Annotated in this window: 20 protein-coding genes and 1 pseudogene; 3 read left to right on the top strand and 18 right to left on the bottom strand. The window is 61.2% G+C overall.

All coding sequences use genetic code 11. The features are described 5' to 3' along the window. Positions 1–70 precede the first annotated feature (70 nt). From epsC to JHD64_RS12280, 13 genes and pseudogenes are all read right to left on the bottom strand, one after another. A complete protein-coding gene (epsC, locus tag JHD64_RS12335; RefSeq protein ID WP_199053406.1) occupies positions 71–1018 on the bottom strand; it encodes a serine O-acetyltransferase EpsC in 948 nt (315 codons plus the stop codon). A gap of 40 nt (positions 1019–1058) precedes the next feature. Then, positions 1059–1586: a rhodanese-like domain-containing protein gene (locus JHD64_RS12330; protein ID WP_199053405.1), complete on the bottom strand. Its 528-nt coding sequence runs from the start codon at positions 1584–1586 to the stop codon at positions 1059–1061. 275 nt (positions 1587–1861) lie between these two features. Continuing rightward, on the bottom strand, positions 1862–2650 hold the full coding sequence (locus tag JHD64_RS12325) for a MetQ/NlpA family ABC transporter substrate-binding protein (RefSeq protein ID WP_199053404.1): 789 nt from the start codon (positions 2648–2650) through the stop codon (positions 1862–1864). A 107-nt stretch (positions 2651–2757) separates the two neighbouring features. Then, entirely contained in the window at positions 2758–3435 is a 678-nt protein-coding gene (locus JHD64_RS12320; protein WP_059285569.1) for a methionine ABC transporter permease, read from the bottom strand. Continuing rightward, entirely contained in the window at positions 3432–3662 is a 231-nt protein-coding gene (locus JHD64_RS22490) for an NIL domain-containing protein (protein WP_370540954.1), read from the bottom strand. Before JHD64_RS22490 ends, JHD64_RS12320 begins: the two co-directional genes overlap by 4 nt. A gap of 51 nt (positions 3663–3713) precedes the next feature. Further along, positions 3714–4445, bottom strand: a pseudogene (locus JHD64_RS12315) (methionine ABC transporter ATP-binding protein); the annotation flags it as partial. A 222-nt stretch (positions 4446–4667) separates the two neighbouring features. Next, positions 4668–4886 carry a molybdopterin-binding protein gene (locus JHD64_RS12310; protein ID WP_103525746.1) on the bottom strand — a complete coding sequence of 73 codons (219 nt, stop codon included), beginning with the start codon at positions 4884–4886 and terminating at the stop codon, positions 4668–4670. Positions 4887–4909: 23 nt separating this feature from the next. Beyond that, the gene (locus JHD64_RS12305; protein ID WP_199053402.1) at positions 4910–5701 is read right to left on the bottom strand and encodes an ATP-binding cassette domain-containing protein; all 792 of its coding nucleotides are present in this window, start codon (positions 5699–5701) and stop codon (positions 4910–4912) included. 10 nt (positions 5702–5711) lie between these two features. Further along, entirely contained in the window at positions 5712–6503 is a 792-nt protein-coding gene (ssuC, locus tag JHD64_RS12300; RefSeq protein WP_199053401.1) for an aliphatic sulfonate ABC transporter permease SsuC, read from the bottom strand. A 9-nt stretch (positions 6504–6512) separates the two neighbouring features. Further along, a complete protein-coding gene (ssuD, locus tag JHD64_RS12295; protein WP_199053400.1) occupies positions 6513–7652 on the bottom strand; it encodes an FMNH2-dependent alkanesulfonate monooxygenase in 1140 nt (379 codons plus the stop codon). 44 nt (positions 7653–7696) lie between these two features. Beyond that, the gene (locus tag JHD64_RS12290; protein ID WP_199053399.1) at positions 7697–8632 is read right to left on the bottom strand and encodes a sulfonate ABC transporter substrate-binding protein; all 936 of its coding nucleotides are present in this window, start codon (positions 8630–8632) and stop codon (positions 7697–7699) included. A gap of 14 nt (positions 8633–8646) precedes the next feature. Next, the gene (ssuE, locus tag JHD64_RS12285; protein ID WP_199053398.1) at positions 8647–9237 is read right to left on the bottom strand and encodes an NADPH-dependent FMN reductase; all 591 of its coding nucleotides are present in this window, start codon (positions 9235–9237) and stop codon (positions 8647–8649) included. 295 nt (positions 9238–9532) lie between these two features. Continuing rightward, a complete protein-coding gene (locus tag JHD64_RS12280) occupies positions 9533–9739 on the bottom strand; it encodes a hypothetical protein (protein WP_103525752.1) in 207 nt (68 codons plus the stop codon). 195 nt (positions 9740–9934) lie between these two features. On the opposite strand from JHD64_RS12280, the gene JHD64_RS12275 reads away from it, so the two are divergent. Further along, positions 9935–10711 (top strand): isochorismatase family protein, encoded by a 777-nt coding sequence (locus JHD64_RS12275; RefSeq protein ID WP_199053397.1) that lies wholly within the window; start codon positions 9935–9937, stop codon positions 10709–10711. Between the two features lie 80 nt (positions 10712–10791). Here the strand turns inward: JHD64_RS12275 and JHD64_RS12270 are convergent, their stop codons facing one another. Continuing rightward, positions 10792–12189, bottom strand: a complete 1398-nt coding sequence (locus JHD64_RS12270) for an amino acid permease (protein ID WP_199053396.1) — start codon at positions 12187–12189, stop codon at positions 10792–10794. 539 nt (positions 12190–12728) lie between these two features. On the opposite strand from JHD64_RS12270, the gene JHD64_RS12265 reads away from it, so the two are divergent. Together JHD64_RS12265 and JHD64_RS12260 are read left to right on the top strand one after the other, a co-directional pair. Continuing rightward, a complete protein-coding gene (locus JHD64_RS12265; protein ID WP_199053395.1) occupies positions 12729–14510 on the top strand; it encodes a PAS domain S-box protein in 1782 nt (593 codons plus the stop codon). A gap of 2 nt (positions 14511–14512) precedes the next feature. Further along, entirely contained in the window at positions 14513–16987 is a 2475-nt protein-coding gene (locus tag JHD64_RS12260) for an EAL domain-containing protein (RefSeq protein ID WP_199053394.1), read from the top strand. Positions 16988–17027: 40 nt separating this feature from the next. Here the strand turns inward: JHD64_RS12260 and JHD64_RS12255 are convergent, their stop codons facing one another. The 4 genes from JHD64_RS12255 to JHD64_RS12240 all read right to left on the bottom strand — a co-directional run bounded on the left by JHD64_RS12255 (position 17028) and on the right by JHD64_RS12240 (position 21528). After that, positions 17028–17729, bottom strand: coding sequence for a hypothetical protein (locus JHD64_RS12255; RefSeq protein WP_059285557.1), 702 nt, complete (start codon positions 17727–17729; stop codon positions 17028–17030). Positions 17730–17936: 207 nt separating this feature from the next. After that, positions 17937–18899, bottom strand: a complete 963-nt coding sequence (locus JHD64_RS12250) for an ABC transporter permease (RefSeq protein WP_110313681.1) — start codon at positions 18897–18899, stop codon at positions 17937–17939. Beyond that, on the bottom strand, positions 18899–20005 hold the full coding sequence (locus JHD64_RS12245; RefSeq protein WP_082693366.1) for an ABC transporter permease: 1107 nt from the start codon (positions 20003–20005) through the stop codon (positions 18899–18901). The genes JHD64_RS12250 and JHD64_RS12245 overlap by 1 nt, the downstream gene beginning before the upstream one ends. Next, complete coding sequence (locus JHD64_RS12240; protein ID WP_199053393.1) at positions 20002–21528, bottom strand: ABC transporter ATP-binding protein; 1527 nt, start codon at positions 21526–21528, stop codon at positions 20002–20004. Before JHD64_RS12240 ends, JHD64_RS12245 begins: the two co-directional genes overlap by 4 nt. Positions 21529–21545: the final 17 nt, after the last annotated feature.

The raw sequence follows: 21545 nt of genomic DNA, 5'->3' as shown, positions 1-21545 counted from the left end.
GGCAGCTTGCCGCAGGGCGGTGGGGTAATTCATCGGAATTGTCTTAAATGAGCGAAGGACCGAGCCTGAATTAGCCCTGCAGGCTGGCCTGGCTGATCTGGCTGCCCGGTGGCACGCTGCGGGTGAGCCAGACATTGCCGCCTATGCTGGAAGCGCGGCCGATGGTGATGCGCCCCAGCACGGTGGCCCCGGCATAAATCACCACATCGTCCTCCACGATGGGGTGGCGCGGCTGGCCCTTGAGCAGGCTGCCATCCTCGCCCTGTTCGAAGCGCTTGGCACCCAGGGTGACCGCCTGATACAGCCGCACCCGCTCACCGATGACGGCGGTTTCGCCAATCACCACGCCAGTGCCGTGATCGATGAAAAAGCCGGCACCGATCTGCGCACCGGGGTGGATATCGATACCGGTTTCACCATGGGCAATTTCGGCGATGATGCGGGCAATCAGGGGCAAGCCAGCGCGATACAGCAAGTGCGCCAGGCGGTGATGCAGGATGGCGTTGATGCCCGGATAGCACAGCAGCACTTCATCCACACTGCGCGCTGCCGGGTCGCCCTGCCAGGCGGCGGTGATGTCGGCATCCAGCAGGCGGCGCTGGTCGGGCAAGGCGGCAGCAAACTGCTGGACGATGCTGACAGACCGGGCCTCCGACTGCGCCTCGCTGTCTTCTGCCGACAAACCGTTCACGCGGGCGCTATAGCGCAGCTCCAGCACCACTTGTGCCGCCAGCGCATCCAGCGCCACCGCCAGACTGTGACCAACGAAAAAGTCCTCGCTGCTGTCACGCAGGCCGGGCGGGCCCAGCCGCATAGGAAACAGCGCCGCCGCCAGTGTCGCCACGATGTCGCGCAAGACGGCACGCGACGGAAATTCGCGGGTGGAAAAATCCCGCAGGCGGCCCTGGCTTTGCCGCCAGTCGGCACGCGCCGCATGCAGGGCGCTGACCACGCTGTCCAGATGCCAGTCATGCACCACCGGCTGGGCGGGATTAAAGGGACGGACCAGATCATTCATGGCAGTACTCGCTGTATCGTGGTGCGCGAAAAGTAATGGATCAGTCTTGCTGCCAGGGCAGATTCCAGTAGCGCCAGCCGCCTACATCGCCACGCTGCTGCTGGCTGTCCAGATCGCCCTCGAAGCCTTCCAGCACGTTGTACACCTGGGTAAAGCCGGCCTTGGCAGCAGCCTCGGCCGCGGCGGCAGAGCGTTTGCCACTGCGGCACAGCAGCACCACCACGCTGTCCTTGCCACCGGCCTTGTTTTCCAGCTCGCGCAGGAAGCGCGGATTCTTGATCAGCGCCGTGCCGGTTTGCCAGGCCACATGCAGCGAGCCTGGCACCTGGCCGACGAATTTGCGCTCTTCTGCCGTACGCACATCCACCAGCGTGGCGACACCGGCTTCCACCAGCGACCAGGCTTCCAGTGGATAGAGCGCACCGGTATAGGCAAGGCCGCTGTCTGCCGCACGCAGGCGGGCAATTTCCAGCAGTTCTGCGCTGGCTGTTACCGCATCGGTGGCGCTGAGTTGATGGCCGGTCGGGCCGGCCTGGCTGGTGCTGACGGGGGAATGCAGTTGGCTCATGCGGGTCTCCTTGCGCTGCTTGATCTGTTGCGTTGCAGACCAATATACGCGGCGCACTGGCCGCGGCTAAGCAAGAAAAACTGCAGTGATTATGAAGAAAATAGATAACCATGCCGTTCTTATGGCATTTTCTGGCATAACAAAAAGAATCTTCGTGTTCTGAGCAGACAAGTGCTTACAAAACAATCGAAAAACAGGTGATGGATGGGTCGAAAAAACAAAACGGGATGGCCGTAGCCATCCCGTCCGGGGCAGTCAGATCGTGCGTTTCAGGCTTAGAAAGCCGGAATCACTGCACCCTGGTACTTGGTTTCGATGAACTTCTTGGCTTCCGGGCTGTTCAGCGCAGCAGCCAGTTTCTTGATGGCGGCGCTGTCCTTGTTGTCCGGACGGGCAACCAGCAGGTTGGCATACGGCGAGGTGGTTTCGGTAAACAGGCCATCCTTCTTCGGGTTCAGCTTGGCTTCCAGCGCGTAGTTGGCGTTGATCAGGGCGATATCCACCTGGTTCAGCACGCGCGGCAGGGTAGCGGCTTCCAGTTCCTTGATCTTGATGTTCTTCGGGTTGGACACGATGTCCTTGGTGGTCGGGTAGATGTTCTTGCGGTCCTTCAGCTTGATCACACCGCCCTGATCCAGCAGCAGCAGCGCACGGCCGGCATTGGTCGGATCATTCGGAATGGCCACGGTAGCACCCTGCGGCAGCTCAGCCACTTTCTTGTACTTGCTGGAGTAAGCAGCAAACGGCTCGATGTGCACCGGCTTGGAAGCCACCACCAGATGGGTGCCACGGTCCTTGTTGAACTTGTCCAGATACGGAATGTGCTGGAAGAAGTTGGCATCCAGCTGCTTTTCTTCTACCTGGGTGTTAGGCAGCACGTAGTCGTTGAACACCTTCACTTGCAGGTCCACACCTTGCTTGGCCAGGGTGGGCTTGAGGGCTTCCAGGATTTCAGCGTGCGGCACCGGGGAAGCAGCCACCACCAGTTTTACATTTTCGGCGTGTACGGCCAAGGCGGCCACGCTCAGACCCAGGGCAGCAAACAGCTTGGAAACGCGTTTCATCTTTATTATCTCCAGATCAATGGGCAAAGGGGGTCCATACCGCCGGCCTACACCGGCGGTACAGGGATTCACAACAAAGGGAATACAGTAATGTGCTGGCGGCTGAATCAGCCGAAGCGACAGCGACGCACCAGGGCATCGCCGGCAGTTTGCAGGGCTTGCACCAGCACCAGCAGCAGGGCCACGGTGACGATCATCACCTCGGTCTGGAAGCGCTGATAGCCGTAGCGGATGGCCAGATCGCCCAGACCGCCGCCGCCAATCACCCCGGACATGGCGGTGTAACCCACCAGCGCCACGGCGGTGACAGTCGCCGCGCCAATCAAGCCAGGCATGGCTTCGGGCAGCAGCACCTTGAACACGATCTGCGGCAGCTTGGCGCCCATGGACTGGCTGGCTTCAATCACGCCACGGTCCACTTCGCGCAACACGTTTTCCACCAGACGGCCAAAGAAGGGAATGGCCCCCACCACCAGCGGCACGATGGCACCAGCCACACCGATGGAGGTACCCACCAGCAGCAGGGTGAGCGGAATCAGCACAATCAGCAAAATGACAAAGGGCAGCGAGCGCAGCACATTCACCAGAAAAGACATCACCGCATACAGCCGCGGGCGGGCGCGCAGCTGGCCCGGTGCGCTGATGTACAGCAGCACGCCCAGCGGCAGGCCGAACACGATGGTAAACAGCAGGGACACACCCAGCATGGTCAGGGTATCCAGGGTGGCGGTGCCGATTTCCGGCCAGTCCACCGTCAACAACAGGCTTGGGTCGAATCCGCTCATGCCAGCACCTCGCAACGTACACCCTCGCGGGCAAAAATCTCCGGCAAGACCGGCAGTTCCACATCAGACGCCACCACGCCTACCAGCAGCTGGCCGCAGGGGGTGTCACGGATTTCGCTCAAGGTGCCGCTGAGCAGGTTGACGCGCAGGCCGGTTTCGCGGCCTACCTTGTCCAGCACCGGGCTGAGCGTAGGTTCACCGACAAAGGTGAGCTTGAGCAGCGGCACGCCAATGCGTGCACGCCAGGCGTCGATACGCTCGCCCTGACCAAAGCCGGTTTCGGCCAACAGGCTGCGGGTGACGGCATGCTGCGGTTGCAGGAATACATCCAGCACACTGCCCTTTTCCACCACCTTGCCGTGATCCATCACCGACACGTGATCGCACAGTTGGCGAATCACCCGCATGTCGTGAGTGATAAGCACAATGGTGAGATTGAGCTGACGGTTGATGTCGGCCAGCAGGGCCAGAATGGAATCGGTGGTTTCCGGGTCCAGCGCGGAGGTGGCTTCGTCACACAGCAGCAGGTCCGGGTGATTGGCCAGCGCACGCGCAATGCCCACGCGCTGCTTTTGCCCGCCGGACAATTGCGACGGACGTTTGTCCTTGTGATCGGAGAGGCCCACCAGTTGCAGCAGCTCATCCACCCGTGCGTCCATTTGCGCCGGGCTAAGCGTACCTGCCAGTTCCAGCGGGAAGCGCACATTACCGGCCACAGTGCGCGAACGCAGCAGATTGAAATGCTGGAACACCATGCCGATGCGCTGGCGACGCAGTTGCAGCTCGGCTTCTGGCAGGGCGGTGAGTTCTTGCTCGCCCAGTGTTACCGTGCCGCTATCCGGACGCTCCAGCAGGTTGAGGCAACGAATCAGGGTACTTTTACCGGCCCCTGAGCGGCCGATGATGCCGTAGATTTCTCCGGCAGCGACTTGCAGGCTGACATCGTCCAGTGCGGCAATGCGGCGGCCTTCATGGCTGAAATGCTTGCTGAGATTGCGTACTTCTATCATACCGTCTGCGTTCTATCCCCTGCCCTGGTCGGGCAGAAAGCGGGTGAGCGACGGGGGATAACCCGTCAGGAGTGGCAAGTCTAGCGATTGTTGTTACAAACCAAAAATAATAAAAATTTTGTTGTATATCGTTTTGGAGAATATTGGATACAGAAAACTGCATGCGCTTGTCTTCCAGCACAGGCCAAGACGGCCAGCCTGCGCTGGAAGACCAATGTCCACTCAGGCCAGGGTGGCGATCGATACTTCGGTGGATTTGACGAAGGCCACCACCGGCGAGCCCACCTTCAGCTGCAGCTCGCGCACCGAGCGGGTGGTGATTACCGAGGTGACAATGCCGGACGGAGTTTCCACATCCACCTCGGACAAGACCGGCCCTTCGATGATTTCCTTGATCACGCCCTTGAACTGGTTGCGGACATTGATGGATTGAATGCTCATGCTCTGCTTTCTGTGTAATAGGGTTACAAGGCCCAGTGCAGCTGCGAGAAATGCAGCGACGCGAGCGGTGTTTCATTGATTAACGGGGTAGTAAAGGAAGGCCCTTGCAGCACGCGCTGCAGGATGTGCTGCTCCAGCGCGACAAAGCGGCTATCGGCCGGGTCGCGGCTGCGCGGCAGCTCCACCGGCAAATCCAGCGCCACGCGGCCCGCTTCCAGCAGGACCACGCGGTCGGCCAGGGTTACGGCTTCGCTGACATCGTGCGTCACCAGCACCGTGGTGCAGCCATGCTGCTGCCACAGGCGCTCGATCAGGCCCTGCATTTCCAGCCGGGTGAGCGCATCAAGCGCGCCCAAGGGTTCGTCCAGCAACAGCAGCGAGGGCTGATGCACCAGCGCCCGCGCCAATGCCACCCGCTGGCGCTGACCGCCGGATAACCGGGCCGGCCATTCCTGCGCCCGATCAGCCAGCCCTACTTCGGCCAAGGCTTGCTCGGCTTCGCCACGTCGGCTGGCTGGCAAGCCTAGCGCCACATTGTCCAGCACGCTTTTCCACGGCAGCAGACGCGCTTCCTGAAACATTACCCGTACGCTTTGCCCGGCAGGCTGTTGCAGCTTGCCGCCATCGGCCTGATCCAGTCCGGCCAGCAAACGCAGCAAGGTGCTCTTGCCGCAGCCGGAGCGCCCGACAATGGCCAGAAACTGTCCCTGCGGAATATGCAGGTCGAGCGCATCCAGCACCACGCGCTCGCCAAAGCGCCGACTCAGGCCCTGCAACAGGATGGGACTGCTGGTCTTGAGATCATCCAGTTTCATCATGCTCTCCTCAGGCGGCCTTGAAGTAGGACGGATGCCAGCGCAGCCAGCGTTTTTCCAGCGCCCGGGCGGCCACATCCACCACCTTGCCCAGTGCGGCATACAGCAGGATGGACAGCACCACGATGTCGGTTTGCAGGAATTCCCGCGCATTGGACGCCAGATAGCCGATGCCGCTGGTGGCGGACAGGGTTTCCGCCACGATCAGGATGATCCAGGCAATGCCCAGTGCGTAGCGTATGCCCACCAGAATCGACGGCAAGGCACCGGGCAGCACCACCTGACGGAACAGGGCATTACCGCTCAGCCCATAGCTGCGCGCCATTTCCAGCAGTTGCGGGTCCAGCGAGCGAATGCCGTGATAGGTGTTGAGGTAGACCGGAAACAGCACCCCGAAGGCCACCAGGAACACCTTGGCCGATTCATCAATACCGAACCACAGGATCACCAAGGGCAGGATGGCCAGCGGCGGAATGTTACGCAGCATCTGCAAGGTGGTATCAAACAATGCCTCGCCCAGCCGGGATACCCCGGCCAGCAGGCCGAAGGCCAGACCAAGGCCGGCACCGATGACAAAACCGCTGGCCACGCGGGCAAAACTGACCGCCAGATGACGAAACAGGTCGCCACTGCTGAGCAATTGCCAGAAGGCCACCAGCACTTCGCTGGGTGCTGGCAGAACCCGGTGGTTCAGCCAGCCGGACAGCGAGGCAATCTGCCAGCCGATCACCAATAACAGCGGCACCAGCCAGGGCAGCAGGCGCTGCCACAGCCCGCGGGCGAATGAGACAGAACGTGACATGGGCGCTCCTCAGGAGGCCGCCGCCTGGCGGATTTCATTGGGCAACAACTGGTTGGCCATCACCTCGCCTGCTGCTTGCTGGCCGATACTGGCCTTGAGACGGTCCGGCAGATGCGGGAACAGCAGCTCGGCCACACGGTAGGCTTCGTCCAGATGCGGGTAACCGGAGAACACGAAGGTTTCAATGCCCAGCTCGGCGTATTCCTGCATGCGGGCGGCTACGGTGGGTCCATCCCCCACCAGCGCCGTGCCTGCGCCGCCGCGCACCAGACCGATGCCCGCCCACAGATTGGGCGAGATTTCCAGCTTGTCACGGCTGCCGCCATGCAGCGCAGCCATGCGGCGCTGGCCTTCCGAGTCGGCGCGTGCCAGGGTTTTCTGCGCATTGGCAATGGTGGCGTCATCCAGACGGCTGATCAGCCGGTCGGCCGCAGCCCAGGCTTCTTCATTGGTTTCGCGCACGATGATGTGCAGGCGGATGCCAAAGCGCACCGTGCGGCCCAGTTTTGCGGCCCGCGCCCGCACATCGGCAATCTTCTTGGCCACTTCCGCTGGCGGCTCGCCCCAGCTGAGGTAGACATCCACATGCTCGGCTGCCAGATCATGCGCTGCATCGGACGAGCCGCCAAAGTACAGTGGCGGATAAGGCTTGCTCACCGGCGGATACAGCAACTGGGCATCGCTCACCTTGATGTGCTTGCCGTCCAGATTCACCTTGTCACCGGCCAGCACACCCTTCCAGATATGCAGGAATTCGCTGGCGGCTTCGTAGCGCTCGTCGTGACTGAGCCAGCTGCCATCGCCAGCCAGCTCCACCGGGTCGCCCCCGGCCACCACATTCACCAGCAGGCGGCCTTGCGACAGGCGGTCAAAGCTGGAGGCCATGCGTGCCGCCACCGTGGGCGACATGATGCCGGGGCGCACTGCCACCAGGAATTTCAGCTTGCGGGTGGCCGGAATCAGCGTGGCGGCGGTCACCCACGGGTCTTCGCACGAACGGCCGGTGGGAATCAGCGCGCCATCAAAACCCAGGCTGTCGGCCGCGCGGGCAATCTGGATGAGGTAGTCCAGATCCACGGTGCGCGCCCCTTCCGGGCTGCCCAGATAACGACCATCACCATGGGTGGGGAAAAACCAGAAAATCTGCATGTCCATTATTCCTGTCTTGTTCTTTGCTTGTTCTTGAATTGCGCTCAGGGCTTCCATACCGCGTCCTGCACCTTGATGGCCTTGGGAATCAGGCCCAGTGCGTGGAAGGTATCGGCCACTTGCTGTTGTTGCTGGATGGTTTTGGCATTGACATAGCTGACGCTGTAGTCCGGGTGACGGCTGAGCATGGCGGCATAGGTTTCCGCTTCCAGCCCGGTGTAGCCGGACAGGGTTTTGGCTACTTGCTGCACATCGCCACGCAGCTGTTTGTTGTTGTCGGTCAACGCCTTGAACACGATGGCAATCACCTTGGGGTTGGCCTGGGCAAAGTCACGTGCCGCCAGATAGAAGGTGTTGTTGGCGCTCAGCCCCTTGCCGGTGGACAGCACACGCACACCACCGCCACGGGTGGCCGCTGCGTAGTACGGGTCCCAGATGCTCCAGGCATCGACGCTGCCGCGTTCGAAGGCGGCACGCGCCTCGGACGGGCTCAGGTATACCGGGGTGATGTCGCTGTACTGCAGCCCGGCCTTCTTCAGCGCCGCCACCGTCAGGTAGTGCGCGCTGGAGCCCTTGGTAAAGGCCACGCGCTTGCCCTTGAGGTCGGCCAGTTTCTTGATGGGCGAACCGGCCGGTAGCAGAATGGCCGACGATTCCGGCTTGGATGGCTCCTGGCCGATATACACGATATTGGCCCCGGCAGCCTGGGCGAATACCGGCGGTGAGTCACCGGTCATGCCGATGCTGACACTGCCGGCATTCATGGCTTCCAGAATCGGTGGGCCGGCCTGGAATTCATACCATTTCACCGTCACGCCCAGCGGCGCCAGCTGCTTTTCCAGCGTGCCTTGCGCCTTGAGTGACACCAGATTGATGGCACTTTTCTGATAGCCGACATTCAGGTCCAGCGCGTGGGCTGCCAGCGACCAGCCCGCCAGCACGGCGAGACCCAGCGTTTTTTTCAGGAGGGATAGAGTCATGATGAAGTCCGGAATTACAGGCTGATCAGCCGGGAAATGAAATCGTTGGCATAGCGCGGGGCATGCGGGGCCGGTGCATTCACCCCCAGCAGGGCGGCAAACTCATGCACGGCGGTTTGCAGGCGCTGTTCCAGCTCCTCGGCCAGTTCGGCCTCGCCATTGGCATTGGCACCGATTTGCGACTCCACCGCATACACCCCCTGGTGGATGGCACTGGCCTTGAGCGCGGCCAGTACCGGTTTGATGGAATAATCCACCGCCAGCAAATGGCCGGGGCTGCCGCCGCTTACCAGTGGCAGCACCGGCTTGCCGGCGAGGCCGCCTTCGGGAATCAGGTCCAGCAGCACCTTGAGCGCACCGGCATAAGCCGCCTTGTACACCGGGGTGGCGATGATCAGCCCGCTGGCCGCACCGACCCGCTGCTGGAAGTCCTGGATTTGCGGATGAGAAAACTGGCCATGCAATAGCGCATCGGCTGGGAAGTCGTGAATGCTGATGGTTTGCAGCTCGATATCCAGTGCGGTCAGCGCGACACGGCTGCGCTCGATCAGGCGCGCGGTGCGCGAGGTTTTACTGGGGCTGCCGAGAATGGCGAGAACGGTCATGGGTGGGGTTTCCGCAGTGCGTCATGGCAATGAGCAGCACCTTAGCAGAGCCCTGTTATATCCATAACCAATAATAATTGGACTTGTTAGCAGAGAAAATGCTAATGAAACAATGTGATTTACTTAGCGCGGCCAAGGAAAAAGCCTAGTGGCGCACAGGCAAGGCGCACCGGTGCAGACAGTAGCAGCCGTAAGGCAATACCTTGCTTGGCGGCTACAGGTGACAGACAGACAGACAAAAGCCCGTGCTGCTGGTGTGCGGCACGGGCTGGCTGATGGCAGCTTCAAGCCGGGCTCAAGCCTGGGCTTGGTCGTCCTGAGCGGCGTCGCTGGCGCTGTCGTCCTTCTTCTCCAGCATGTCTTCCAGTGCGCCCGCACCCTTGAAACCGGCCACAGCGGCAATGCCCTTGGTCAGGAGGCCCGCATCCGGGTCCAGCTTCTCGGCTGCTTCCACCGCAGCAATGGCACCGGCTACTTCACCCAGGGTATCCAGCAGTCCCATGATTTCTCCTTCAAAGTCATTGAAATGAAAATTTATAATGCCAGAAGTCGATGACATGGCAAGCTTGCTCGGTTCACCAAGCGCAAATGGCGCCAGCGAGGAGACCAATCCGGCCACTGCGCCAGGCCAGCGCCCGCCTGTCCAAAAAACCGCAGTTGCCGCACAATATGCGGCCAGCCAGACTGCGAGGCCAGCATGCGCCATCATTTGTTGATCATCGATCCCCAGAACGATTTTTGTGACCTGCCGCACGCTGCCCTACCGGTCAGCGGCGCCAATGCCGACCTGGTGCGGCTGGCCCAGCTGATCAAGCAGCACGCTGCGCGGCTGGACGGCATTACCGTGACGCTGGACAGCCATCATCGCTACGACATCGCCCACCCCGCCTTCTGGCGCGGCCCGCATGGCGAGCAGCCGCTGCACACCCCGATCAGCCTGGAGGATGTCGACAGCGGACGCTGGCTGCCGGCCGACCCGGCACTGCTAAGCGAGGTGCGCGCCTATCTGCAGCAGAGCCAGCTGTATGTGTGGCCGCCACACTGCCTGGTGGGCAGCTGGGGACACACTATCCATCAGGAGCTGAACCAGGCATTGCAGCAGTGGGAATGCCAGCGGCTGCGGGTGATGCAGCTGCTGTTCAAGGGGCTGAACCCGCTGACCGAGCACTTTTCCGCCTTTGAGGCCGATGTGCCGCGTGCCGACGACCCTGCCACCTGCTTCGACCACCAGCAGCTGGCCGCACTGCAGGCAGCAGACCGCGTGCTGGTGGGCGGCGAAGCCTTGTCACACTGCGTGGCCAGCTCGGTGCGCAGCCTGCTGCGTCATCTGGGGCCAGACTTCGCCCGCAAGCTGATCCTTCTGGAAGACTGCAGCAGCCCGGTGCCAGGATTCGAAAAGCAGGCGGCGGACTTTGTCGCCGAAATCCGCCAGCTGGGCGCCAGCCTGCAGCGCAGCACTGCGGTATTCGACTGAGACTTCACCAGCAAAAAGGGCGTGCCCACAGGCACGCCCTTTGCACATTAACGGCGTGCAGTGGCACGCCGGCTCGTCACTCAGTCACGCTCCACCGCAGCCAGTGCCGGCTGGTGATGACGACCCAGATTGAACATCTTGTACACCACGGACACCGCCAGCAGCAGGCCGCTGCCGACAAACAGCGAGACACGGGTGTCCGGATTCACCAGCATGCCAAACAGCACGCACACCAGGAAGGCAATGGTCAGCCAGTTGGTGAAGGGGAACAGGATGGACTTGAAGGGATGTGCCGCCATCTTGTCGCTATGCGCCACACGGAAGCGGGCCTGACACAGCAGCACCACAAACCAGGGCACCATGCCCGGCAACACGCTGGCGCTGTAGACATAGACGAATACCCGCTCCGGATTCGGGATGATGTAGTTGAGCGCCGAACCCAGGCCGATGCAGGCGATGGTCACCCAGATGGCGTTGACCGGCACCCCGCCCTTGGACACCTTGGCCAGGAAGGACGGCAGCTGCTTGTTCTGCGCCAGGGTGTACAGCATGCGGCCACAGCTATAGATGCCGCTATTGCAGCCGGACAGCGCTGCGGTCAGCACCACGAAGTTGATGACACCCGCTGCGGCGGCAATGCCCACCTTGGCAAAGGTCAGCACGAATGGGCTGCCGCTGCTGCCGATCTGGTTCCACGGGTAGATGGCCACGATGACGAAGATGGCACCCACATAGAAAATCAGGATGCGCCAGATGATGTTATTGATGGCGCGCTTGAGCGTGACTTGCGGGTTCTTGGCCTCACCGGCGGTAATGCCCACCAGCTCCACCCCCTGATACGCCGCCACCACCAGGCACAGTGCAAACAGGAAGCCCTGCCAGCCACCGGCAAAGAAACCACTATGCGCGGTGAGGTTGGCAAAACCGATGGCCGGCATGTCGGCACCGCCCACCAGAATCAGCTTCAGGCCCACCAGAATCATCACCACGATGGTGGAAATCTTGATCAGGCCGAACCAGAATTCAAATTCGCCATACAGGCGTACCGCCAGCAGATTGGATGCCGCCAGAATGCCGACAAAGGCAATGGCCGGCACCCATTGTGGCACCGTGGGGAACCAGTACTGCACATAAACCCCGGCGGCGGTGATTTCCGAAATACCCACCGCTATCCACATCAGCCAATAAGCCCAGGCGGTCAGATAACCCCAGTAAGGACTGAGATATTTATAGGCGTAATAGGCAAATGAGCCGGCTACCGGTTCGGTATGCAGCATCTCGCCCATGGTGCGCATGATGAAGAAGATAAATACGCCGGCAATGGCATAAGCCAGCAATACCGATGGCCCGGTCCATTTAAGCGTGCTGGCCGAACCCATGAACAGCCCGACACCGATGGTACCGCCCAGGGCGATCAGCTCGATGTGCCGTGCCTCAAGCCCGCGCTGCAGCTTTTTGTCACCTTGATTTTCTGACACGATGATTTTCCCGTTGGTTTCACATATTTATGCGTGACTATCAAAGCCGTGACATTATCCTGTCAAGCGACACGCTGATAATCTTTGATCTGACAACGGGTGCATGCTAAACAGTTCATCTATTCGGCGCAACGCAGGTTTTATGGATATTGGTACAGTAGTTATATTCATCCGAAAATCCGAACGGAGACCGCTTCATTTATTCGGCCATCCGAATGAATATATTAAAACCGGAATAAAATAATCGCCGCATTCTGAATAATCGCCATCACTGCATATTCATTGCCGCAGATTCACCCAGCAGCCATGCCTGCCTACCGCAGCCGGCCCACAGTGCCGCCGCCAGCGGACGCCAGCAGCCCCGGCCTCCACGCGCCGTAGCCGCTGCCGCCCTTGCATTCTTGCCCATTCCTACAAAACCATGCTGCCAATAGCGGCATTGGCCGATCAACTCATGCCCAATTCAATACTTTCAATACTCATTTTCGTTACCCATAATGACTATTCAGTCGCCATATACGGCATAGCGGGGCATGGGCATGGAAAAACTGATCGCGGACTTGCTGGCAACCTCCCCCATCGGCATTGCGGTGCTGGATAGCCAGCTGCGCTATGTCCATATCAATCACCAGCTGGCCGACTCCAACGGACTGAGCCCTGAGGCCCATATCGGCCGCACACCGCGCGACGTTTTGCCCGAGGCCGGCCCCGGCCTGGAAGCCATCATGCACCAGGTGATGGCCAGCGGCCTGGCCGAATGCAATTTTGAAGCCAGTGCCGAAATCCCTCCCGGTTCCGGCTGCATCACCTACTGGAATGCCAGCTACCACCCGCGCTTTGACAAGCAAGGCGAGCCTTGCGGCATCATTGCCATGGTGGAAGACATTTCGCTGAAAAAACGGGCAGAGCTGGCCATCCGCGTCAGTAACGAACGCATCCGCAAGGTACTGGATGCCCTGTTCACCTTTGTCGGGGTGCTCAGCAGCGAGGGGGTGCTGCTGGAAGCCAACCGCGCACCGCTGGAACAGGCCGGGCTGGAACTGGCCGACGTCCAGGGCAAGCTGTTCTGGGAATGTTACTGGTGGGACCACGATCCACTGGTGCAAAGCGAGCTGCAACAGGCCATTGCCCGTGCCGCCAGCGGTGAAACCGTGCGCTACGACGTGGTGGTGCGCATGAAGAACGACAGCCGCATGATCATCGATTTCATGCTGCGCCCCCTGCACGATGAAAATGGTGCCATCAGCAACCTGATCGCCTCCGGCATCGACATCACGGACCGCAAGCAAAACGAACTGGCCTTGCAAATCAGCGAAACCTATTTCCGGGAAGTGGTGGAGTCCACCCCGGACGGGCTGATGATGGTGGATCAGCACGGCATCATCCGCCTGATCAACACCCGCATGGAGCAGCTGTTCGGTTACAGCCGGCGCGAGCTGGTGGGCGAAAAACTGTCCAGCCTGCTGCCCGATCACTTCCGCGCCACCCACAACAGCTATGTCACACAGTTTTTCACCGCGCCATCGGCCCGCGGCATGGCCAATCGCAAACCGCTGTTTGCCCAGCGCCGCGATGGCTCGCAGTTTCCCTGTGAAATCGGCCTCAACCCGATGCAGGTGGGCGAGGAAGTGCTGACGCTGGCCTGCATTTCCGATGTATCCGAGCGCTACTATGCCAAGCTGGAACTGGAAAAGGCGCTGCAGGAAAAAACCGTGCTGCTAGGCGAGGTGCATCACCGGGTAAAGAACAATCTGCAGGTGATCTCCAGCCTGCTCAGCCTGCAATCACGCAATGCCACGGCCGAGGTCAACAAGGCCTTGCTGGACAGCCAGAACCATGTGCGTTCGATGGCGCTGATCCACCAGTTGCTGTACGAGCGCAATGACTTCTCGCGCATCCCGATGTCGGTGTATGTCGAACGGCTGATCCATCTGCTGCGCGATGTCAGCACCGGCTATGGCAACCATATCGCCTTCAGCTTTCAACGCGAGGGAGAAGAAGCCTATCTGGAATTGCAAAACAGCATTCCCTTCGGGCTGATCCTCAACGAAATCGTGGTCAATGCCTGCAAGCATGCCTTCCGCCCCGGCCGTCCCGGCAAGGTGGCCATACACATGCGCAGCGCCGCCAGCGTGGTGCTGGAGATACGCGACGATGGCCAGGGCTGCCCGCCCGGCGTGTCGCTGGGACATGCCAGCACGCTGGGCTTTCAGCTCCTGCCCATGCTGAGCGAGCAACTCAAGGCGACACTGACCCTGGAAACCGCACCGGATCAAGGCTGCTGTTTCACCCTGACCATTCCAGACCTCATCCGGGAGTAAGCATGGCCCACCGCATCCAGATCGTAGAAGATGAGCGCATCGTGGCGCTGGATCTGAAAATCGCCTTGCAAAGCCTGGGCTTCGAGGTTGTCGCCAACTGCGCCTCCGGCGAGGAGGCCATCCGCAGCGCGGCCGAACTACGGCCCGACCTGATCCTGATGGACATCCACCTGGAAGGCGGCATGTCCGGCACCGCCGCCGCCCTGCACATCCGCCAGCAACTGGACATCCCCGTGGTGTACCTGACCGCCTTTGCCGAAGAGAACATCCTGCAGCAGGCGGAAAAAAGTGCGCCCTACGGCTATCTGCTCAAACCCTTCGAACTGCGCGAACTGAACGCCACCATCCGTATGGCGCTGGCCTGTCGCACCGCCGAACGCGAAGTGCACAAGCAGCAGAAGCTGCTGATGCTGGCGGTGGAAACCGCCCAGCTGGGCATCTGGGAATGGGACCAGCAGCAATCGCTGTTTACCGGCCAGGGCTATTTCGGCAAGATCACCGGCCTGGCCATGGAGCCGCGCCAGGAAGCCGCACCGCCGTTCCTGCGCCTGCTGGAACACGCCGACCAGAGCCGGCTGAACCAGTTGCTGAAGGACCGTGGGCGCGTCGACATGATCACCACCATCACCCCGGACGATGGCGAAGCGGTATGGGTGGAGATGTCGGTACAGGAGTACGAGCCGCAATGGCAGGAAAGCGCCAAGCAGATTGGCGTGCTGCGCGACATCAGCGAACGCATCAAGTCCGAACAGCTGCTGCAGCAAGCCGGCGCGGTATTCCAGTCCACGGCAGAAGGAATCGTGGTGATCGATGCCGAGCGGCTGGTGAAATCGGCCAATCCGGCCTTTTTGCGCATGACCGGTTTTTCCCTGCTGGAAATCCTCGGTCAGGACATCGACGAACTGCTGCATGTCAAAAAGCACACGCCGGACTTTTACCACAGCATCAGCCAGATGAAAGAAGTGGGATGGCATGGCGAAGTGATGTGCCAGCGCAAGAACGGCGAGCAGTTCCCGGCCTGGGAACACATCTGCCTGGTGTCTTACGACAATGAATTTCCCTCGCACTACATCATTGGCTGCACCGATGTCAGCTCCATCAAGAAAGCCGAAATCGAGCTCAACCGCATGGCTTTTCATGATGCGCTGACCGAGCTGGGCAATCGCTACCTGCTGAACGAGCAGCTGGCCATCGAACTGCAGCGGGCGGAAATGAATGGCAGCCGCATGGGACTGCTATTCATCGACCTGGACGGCTTCAAGCTGATCAACGACGGGCTGGGACACGCCACCGGCGACCAGCTGCTGAAAGTGGTAGCGCAGCGCATTCGTGAAACCGTGCGCCGTTCCGACATCCCGGTGCGTTTTGGCGGCGACGAATTTTTCATCATCTGCCCGCACAGCAGCGAGGAGGACTGCACGGCGATTGCCGGGCGCCTGCTGGAAAAGCTGGAACAGCCGATGCAAGCCCGCGATGAAACCATCGTGGTGACCTGCAGCATCGGCATTGCCATGTACCCGCAGCATGGCCGCACCGCGGAAAAACTGCTCAGCGCCGCCGACAGCGCCATGTACGAGGCAAAGGAATCCGGCAAGCGGCGCTATTGCACCTTTGATGAATCCATGGCGGAAAAAGTGCACGAACGGCTGCGGCTGGAACAGCGGCTGCGCCAGGCGGTCAAGGAACAGCACTTTACCCTGCACTACCAGCCGCTGATCCGGGTGGAGGATAGCGTGCTGATCGGCTTCGAAGCCCTGCTGCGCTGGCAGGATGGCGGGCAGGACATCCCTCCGGCGATTTTCATCCCGGTGGCCGAGGAATGCGGGCTGATCCAGGAGATCGGCAGCTGGGTGCTGCAACAGGCCTGTATCGAGGCCCAGCGCTGGAACACCACCTTCCATTACCCGCTCAAGGTTGCGGTCAATGTATCGGTCATGCAATTTGTCGAGGCCGATTTTCGCCAGCGCGTGGCGGCGGAGCTGGAACACTCCGGCCTGCCACCCCATCTGCTGGAGCTGGAAATCACCGAAAGCGTGCTGCAATCACTGGAGGACAGCAAACGCATCCTGAAAGAACTGAAAGCCGTGGGCGTGTCCGTGGCCATTGACGATTTCGGCACCGGCTACTCGTCCATGGCCGTGCTGAAAGACCTGGCAGTGGACCGGCTGAAAATCGACCGCTCCTTTATCTGCAATACGCCGGCACTGATGCAGGACTCCGCCGTGTGCAAGGCCATCATCATGCTGGCCAAAAGCCTGATGCTGGGCATCACCGCCGAAGGGGTGGAAGAGATGGAACAAGTGGCTTTTCTGCGGGAAAACGGCTGCGATACCTTTCAGGGCTACTTCTACTCCCGGCCGCTGGATGCCGCCGCACTGGAACACTATCTGCAACAGTATTTTTCCACCCAGAACAGCAGCCCCACCCCAAGCAAGACCAGGACCGCGACCGGCAAGCCGCGCAAAGGCATCCGCTAGGCTGCGTGGCCAATCCGCCGTGAAGGAAAAGCCGCGCGGCTCAGGCCATCAGCTTGCGGTCGCCAAACCAGTCGGCCAGCATCTGGCGGATGGCGGTGGCGTTGTACTTGGGCGCGCGGCTGTCAGCCCAGCTGGCATGGTCGAGGTGAAAGTTGTAGCGCTGGAATTCCGGCGGCTGGTTAAGGGCATTGCTGCGGGTGTAGATGGTGACCCACGGGTCGCCTTCGCGCCAGGCGATGGCCACCGGCACCCCTTCCACCTCGCCCGACCACAACTGGTCGGTCTCGCAGAAATGCACATCATCCAGCAACACCATATTGACCACCGCCGGCAGCGCGCCGCGCTCGGCATAGACCTTGCGCAGATGACGACACAGCCTTTCCTTGCTGCCGACGGCGGCATGGGAACCGCGCAGCAGGAAATAGCTGCAGGTACAGGTCAGGGTGACGGGATCCACGCGGTAGCACTTGCCGGGGGTGATGCTGCTATGCAGGATGACCGCGGGGATATCCAGCGGCGGAAAGGTCAGCCGGTCGCGGATATAGGGCCAGGGACGGCGGGTCCAGGAGTCGTCCCGCGTCTTGCGGATGGCCGCCACCTTGCCCAGCACGCTATCCCCTGCGGGCTGACCCTGTCCGGCCATGGCTTCCGGATCGTGCTGGCGCAGCGCGCCACCCAGCACGCCGGCCAGTGCGGCGACAGTACATCCCACCAGGATCAGTGTCAGCATGGCCAGCCACATGGCATTCCCCAGGATTGGGCTGACGGTTGCAGCCCTTGTTTGTTATCGTTGGCCAGACACCGCCCAGGCAGGCTGGCACACTATCCTCGTTGTAGTGCACTTCACTGGACTTTTCGACCTGCCAGCAGCAGTCCATCAGCATGAGACGCAAAAAAACCGGCCAGGGCCGGTTTTTGCGGGTACGCACCACATGGGCCGTCTGACTGTCTAGCGTGACTTTACAAACGGCACGCCAATGGCCTTGGGCGCCACGGCGCGACCGACAAAGCCAGCCAGCAGCAGCACGGTCAGCACATAGGGAATCACCTGGATGGCCTGCGAGGGAATCTGGCCGACCACGGGCAGGTCCACCCCTTCCAGCCGGATTTGCAGCGCATCGGCAAAGGCAAACAACAGGCAGCCCAGCACGGCGGGCAGCGGCCGCCATTTGCCGAAAATCAGCGCAGCCAGCGCCAGAAAGCCCTTGCCGGCGGTCATTTCCTTGATAAAGCTGCCGGTCTGGTATACCGACAGGAAAGTCCCGGCCATCCCGCACAGCACACCGCCCCAGAACAGCGCGATATAGCGTACCCGCGCCACCGACACGCCAGCGGTATCGGCGGCATGCGGGTTTTCACCCACCGCACGCAGGCGCAGGCCAAAGCGGCTGCGATACACCACCCAGCTCACCACGGGGATGATCAGGATGGTGAGATAGACCAGAATGCTGTGCCCGGACAAGAGCTTGCTGTAGACATGGCCGACTAGCGGCACATTCGACAGCGCATCGGCAAACGGCAGGCTGATGTCGTGAAAGCGCGAGTCATCATCCAGCTGCGGGGTATTGCCGCCCTGCTGGAACCAGGCCAGCCCCAGCACCGGCGTGATGCCGGAGGCAATGGTGTTGATGGCCATGCCGGAGATCAGCTGGTTGCCGTTATAGGTGACCGAGACAAAGGCATGCACCATGGCCAGGCTGACCGAGGCCATGATGCCGGCCAGCAGGCCCAGCCAGGGCGAATGCGTGACAAAGGCGGCGGCGGCAGCAGCAAAAGCCGCCACCAGCATCTTGCCTTCCAGGCCGATGTCCACCACGCCGGAGCGCTCGGAGAACATGCCGGCCAGCGCCGCCAGCACCAGCGGCGTGGCGACGCGGATGGTCGAATCCAGCAAGCTGAACAGCTGCTCCATTATTTGTCCTCCTTGCGCTTGAACAGGCCGGCGATAAACGGCTCGAACAGGTTTTCCAGCGCACCGCAAAACAGGATGATCAGGCCCTGGATGAAGATGATCATTTCACGGGTGATCACCGGCTTTTCAAACGACAGCTCCAGCCCGCCCTGGGTCAGGCCGCCAAACAGCAGGGCCGACAGGATGATGCCCACCGGGTGGTTGCGCCCCATCAGCGCCACGGCAATGCCGACAAAGCCCACGCCATTGGTGAAGGACACATTCATGCGGTGGGTGGAACCCAGCAGCTCGTTGATGGCGGCAAAGCCGGACAGCGCACCAGACACACACATCGCCAGGATGATGGTCTTGCTGACATTGATGCCGGCATAGCGCGCCGCGCTTTCATTCACCCCCACGGTGCGCAGCTGGAAGCCCCAGCGGCTATGCCACACCAGCAGGTAAAACAGGCCGCAGGCCAGCAAGGCCATGACAAAAGTCAGGTTCAGCGGCGTGCTGGGCAGGCTGATGCCCATGCCGGCAGCCACCTGGTGGATGGCCGGAATCCATGAAGCCTGGCCAAACTCGCGGGTGGTGGGGTTTTGCGAACCGGCTTCGATCAGGTGGTGACCGATCAGGTACAACATCAGCGAATAGGCGATGAAGTTGAACATGATGGTGGTAACCACGATATGGCTGCCGCGTTTGGCCTGCAGCCAGCCCGGAACAAAGGCCCAGGCCGCGCCAAAACCCATGGCGGCCAGGATGCACAGCGGCACCAGCACCATCGGCGGCAGGGTGTGGTCAAACGCCAGCACCACCAGCGTCACCCCCAGGCCGGCCAGATAAGCCTGCCCTTCCCCACCGATATTGAACAGCCCGGCATGAAATGCCGTGGCCACGGCCAGCCCGGTAAAGATGAAGCCGGTGGTGTAGAACAGGGTGTAGCCTATGCCCTCGCCACTACCAAAGGCGCCGCTCACCAAGAGCTGCAGGCATTCCCACGGATCTTCGCCAATCAGCCAGGTCACCAGGCCGGTGACCAGCAAGGCCGCCAGCAGATTGAGTACCGGCAGCACAGTCAGCTGTGCCCAGCGCGGCAAGGTGGACGGTTGTCCGAATTTCACTGTTTATGCCCCCCCATCAACAAGCCTAGCGATACGGTGTCGGCTTCCCTGGCCGCCACTTCGCCACTGATCTGCCCGCCCGCCATCACCAGGATGCGGTCGGACAAGGCCAGAATCTCTTCCAGTTCCACCGACACCAGCAGGATGGCCTTGCCGGCATCGCGCAGCTCCACCAGCCGTTTGTGGATGAACTCGATGGCACCGATATCCACGCCACGGGTCGGCTGGCCGATCAACAGCAAGTCCGGATTGGCATGAATCTCGCGTGCCAGCACCACTTTTTGCTGATTGCCGCCCGACAGCAGCCCGACGCGCAGCTGGGCATTGTCCGGCCGGATATCAAACTGGCGGATAAAGTCGCGGGTGCGCGCCAGCAGAGCCTGGCGAGAATACAAGCCACCCTTGCTGACGCTCTTGTCGTCGTGATAACCGAGAATGGCGTTCTCGAACATGGGGAAAGACTTCACCAGCCCCTCGCGCGAACGGTCTTCCGGCACATGGGCGATGCCCTTCCTGCGGTACAGCGCCGCCCGCGGCTGCGTGGTTTTTTCCTGCAGCAGATCCGCCCCCTGGTAGCGGATTTCACCGGAAGTCGGCTCCAGCATGCCGGCCAGCACTTCCAGCAGCTCGGACTGTCCATTGCCGGACACCCCGGCAATGCCGACGATCTCGCCGGCGCGCACCTGGAAGTTCAAGTCGTCCAGCAGCTTGACGCCACGCGCATCGGTCAGGCACAGCTGGCGCACGTCCAGCACCGCGGCACCGGGGGCGCGCTCGGCCTTGTCCACTTTCAGCGTGACCTTGCGCCCCACCATCAGGTCGGCCAGTTTTTCCTTGTCGACATCGGCAGTGCGCACATTGCCCACCACGGTGCCGGCACGCATCACGCTCACCGCGTCGGTGATGTCCATCACCTCGCGCAGCTTGTGGGTGATCAGGATCACCGTCTTGCCCTGCTCGCGCAGCGCACGCAGGATGCAGAACAGGTGATCGGCCTCTTGCGGCGTCAGCACGGCGGTCGGTTCGTCCAGAATCAGCACATCGGCACCGCGATACAGCGCCTTGAGGATTTCCACCCGCTGTTGCAGGCCCACGCCCAGCTCGCCAACGATGGCGTCCGGATCGACCTCCAGCGAATAGTCGCGGTTCAGTGCCTGCAGGTGTTCGCGCGCCTTGGCCAGGCCCTGCTTGAGCAGCAGGCCACCCTCGGCCCCCAGCACGATGTTTTCCAGCACGGTGAAATTGTCCACCAGCATGAAATGCTGATGCACCATGCCGATGCCCAGCCGGATGGCTTCCTGGCTGTTGCGGATGCGCACGGTCTTGCCATCCACCGCGATGCTGCCGCTGTCGGCCTGGTAATAGCCGTACAGAATGCTCATCAGGGTGGATTTGCCCGCACCATTCTCGCCGATGATGCCGTGTATGGAGCCCTTGGCGATGTTCATTGAGACATCGCGATTGGCCTGCACTGCGCCGAAGCGCTTGCAGATGCCGTTCAGCTCGATGGCGAAATCAGTCATGCCCGTATGTTCCCGAT

Origin of the sequence: Aquitalea sp. ASV15, assembly GCF_016429115.1 — a bacterium.
GTDB lineage: Bacteria > Pseudomonadota > Gammaproteobacteria > Burkholderiales > Chromobacteriaceae > Aquitalea > Aquitalea magnusonii.
The sequence above is the reverse complement of the archived record's forward strand: the minus strand, read 5'-3'. Positions and strand labels throughout refer to the sequence as shown.

What these genes read in the sequence shown, in the direction of transcription:
- JHD64_RS12330 (WP_199053405.1), bottom strand. Translation starts at nt 1,586, where the DNA reads ATGAGCCAACTGCATTCCCCCGTCAGCACCAGCCAGGCCGGCCCGACC.
- JHD64_RS12255 (WP_059285557.1), bottom strand. Translation starts at nt 17,729, where the DNA reads ATGTGGCTGGCCATGCTGACACTGATCCTGGTGGGATGTACTGTCGCC.
- JHD64_RS12305 (WP_199053402.1), bottom strand. Translation starts at nt 5,701, where the DNA reads ATGAAACTGGATGATCTCAAGACCAGCAGTCCCATCCTGTTGCAGGGC.
- JHD64_RS12320 (WP_059285569.1), bottom strand. Translation starts at nt 3,435, where the DNA reads ATGAGCGGATTCGACCCAAGCCTGTTGTTGACGGTGGACTGGCCGGAA.
- JHD64_RS12260 (WP_199053394.1), top strand. Translation starts at nt 14,513, where the DNA reads ATGGCCCACCGCATCCAGATCGTAGAAGATGAGCGCATCGTGGCGCTG.
- JHD64_RS12290 (WP_199053399.1), bottom strand. Translation starts at nt 8,632, where the DNA reads ATGACTCTATCCCTCCTGAAAAAAACGCTGGGTCTCGCCGTGCTGGCG.
- JHD64_RS12310 (WP_103525746.1), bottom strand. Translation starts at nt 4,886, where the DNA reads ATGAGCATTCAATCCATCAATGTCCGCAACCAGTTCAAGGGCGTGATC.
- epsC (WP_199053406.1), bottom strand. Translation starts at nt 1,018, where the DNA reads ATGAATGATCTGGTCCGTCCCTTTAATCCCGCCCAGCCGGTGGTGCAT.
- ssuE (WP_199053398.1), bottom strand. Translation starts at nt 9,237, where the DNA reads ATGACCGTTCTCGCCATTCTCGGCAGCCCCAGTAAAACCTCGCGCACC.
- JHD64_RS12250 (WP_110313681.1), bottom strand. Translation starts at nt 18,899, where the DNA reads ATGGAGCAGCTGTTCAGCTTGCTGGATTCGACCATCCGCGTCGCCACG.
- JHD64_RS12265 (WP_199053395.1), top strand. Translation starts at nt 12,729, where the DNA reads ATGGAAAAACTGATCGCGGACTTGCTGGCAACCTCCCCCATCGGCATT.
- ssuC (WP_199053401.1), bottom strand. Translation starts at nt 6,503, where the DNA reads ATGTCACGTTCTGTCTCATTCGCCCGCGGGCTGTGGCAGCGCCTGCTG.
- JHD64_RS12280 (WP_103525752.1), bottom strand. Translation starts at nt 9,739, where the DNA reads ATGGGACTGCTGGATACCCTGGGTGAAGTAGCCGGTGCCATTGCTGCG.
- ssuD (WP_199053400.1), bottom strand. Translation starts at nt 7,652, where the DNA reads ATGCAGATTTTCTGGTTTTTCCCCACCCATGGTGATGGTCGTTATCTG.
- JHD64_RS12240 (WP_199053393.1), bottom strand. Translation starts at nt 21,528, where the DNA reads ATGACTGATTTCGCCATCGAGCTGAACGGCATCTGCAAGCGCTTCGGC.
- JHD64_RS12275 (WP_199053397.1), top strand. Translation starts at nt 9,935, where the DNA reads ATGCGCCATCATTTGTTGATCATCGATCCCCAGAACGATTTTTGTGAC.
- JHD64_RS12325 (WP_199053404.1), bottom strand. Translation starts at nt 2,650, where the DNA reads ATGAAACGCGTTTCCAAGCTGTTTGCTGCCCTGGGTCTGAGCGTGGCC.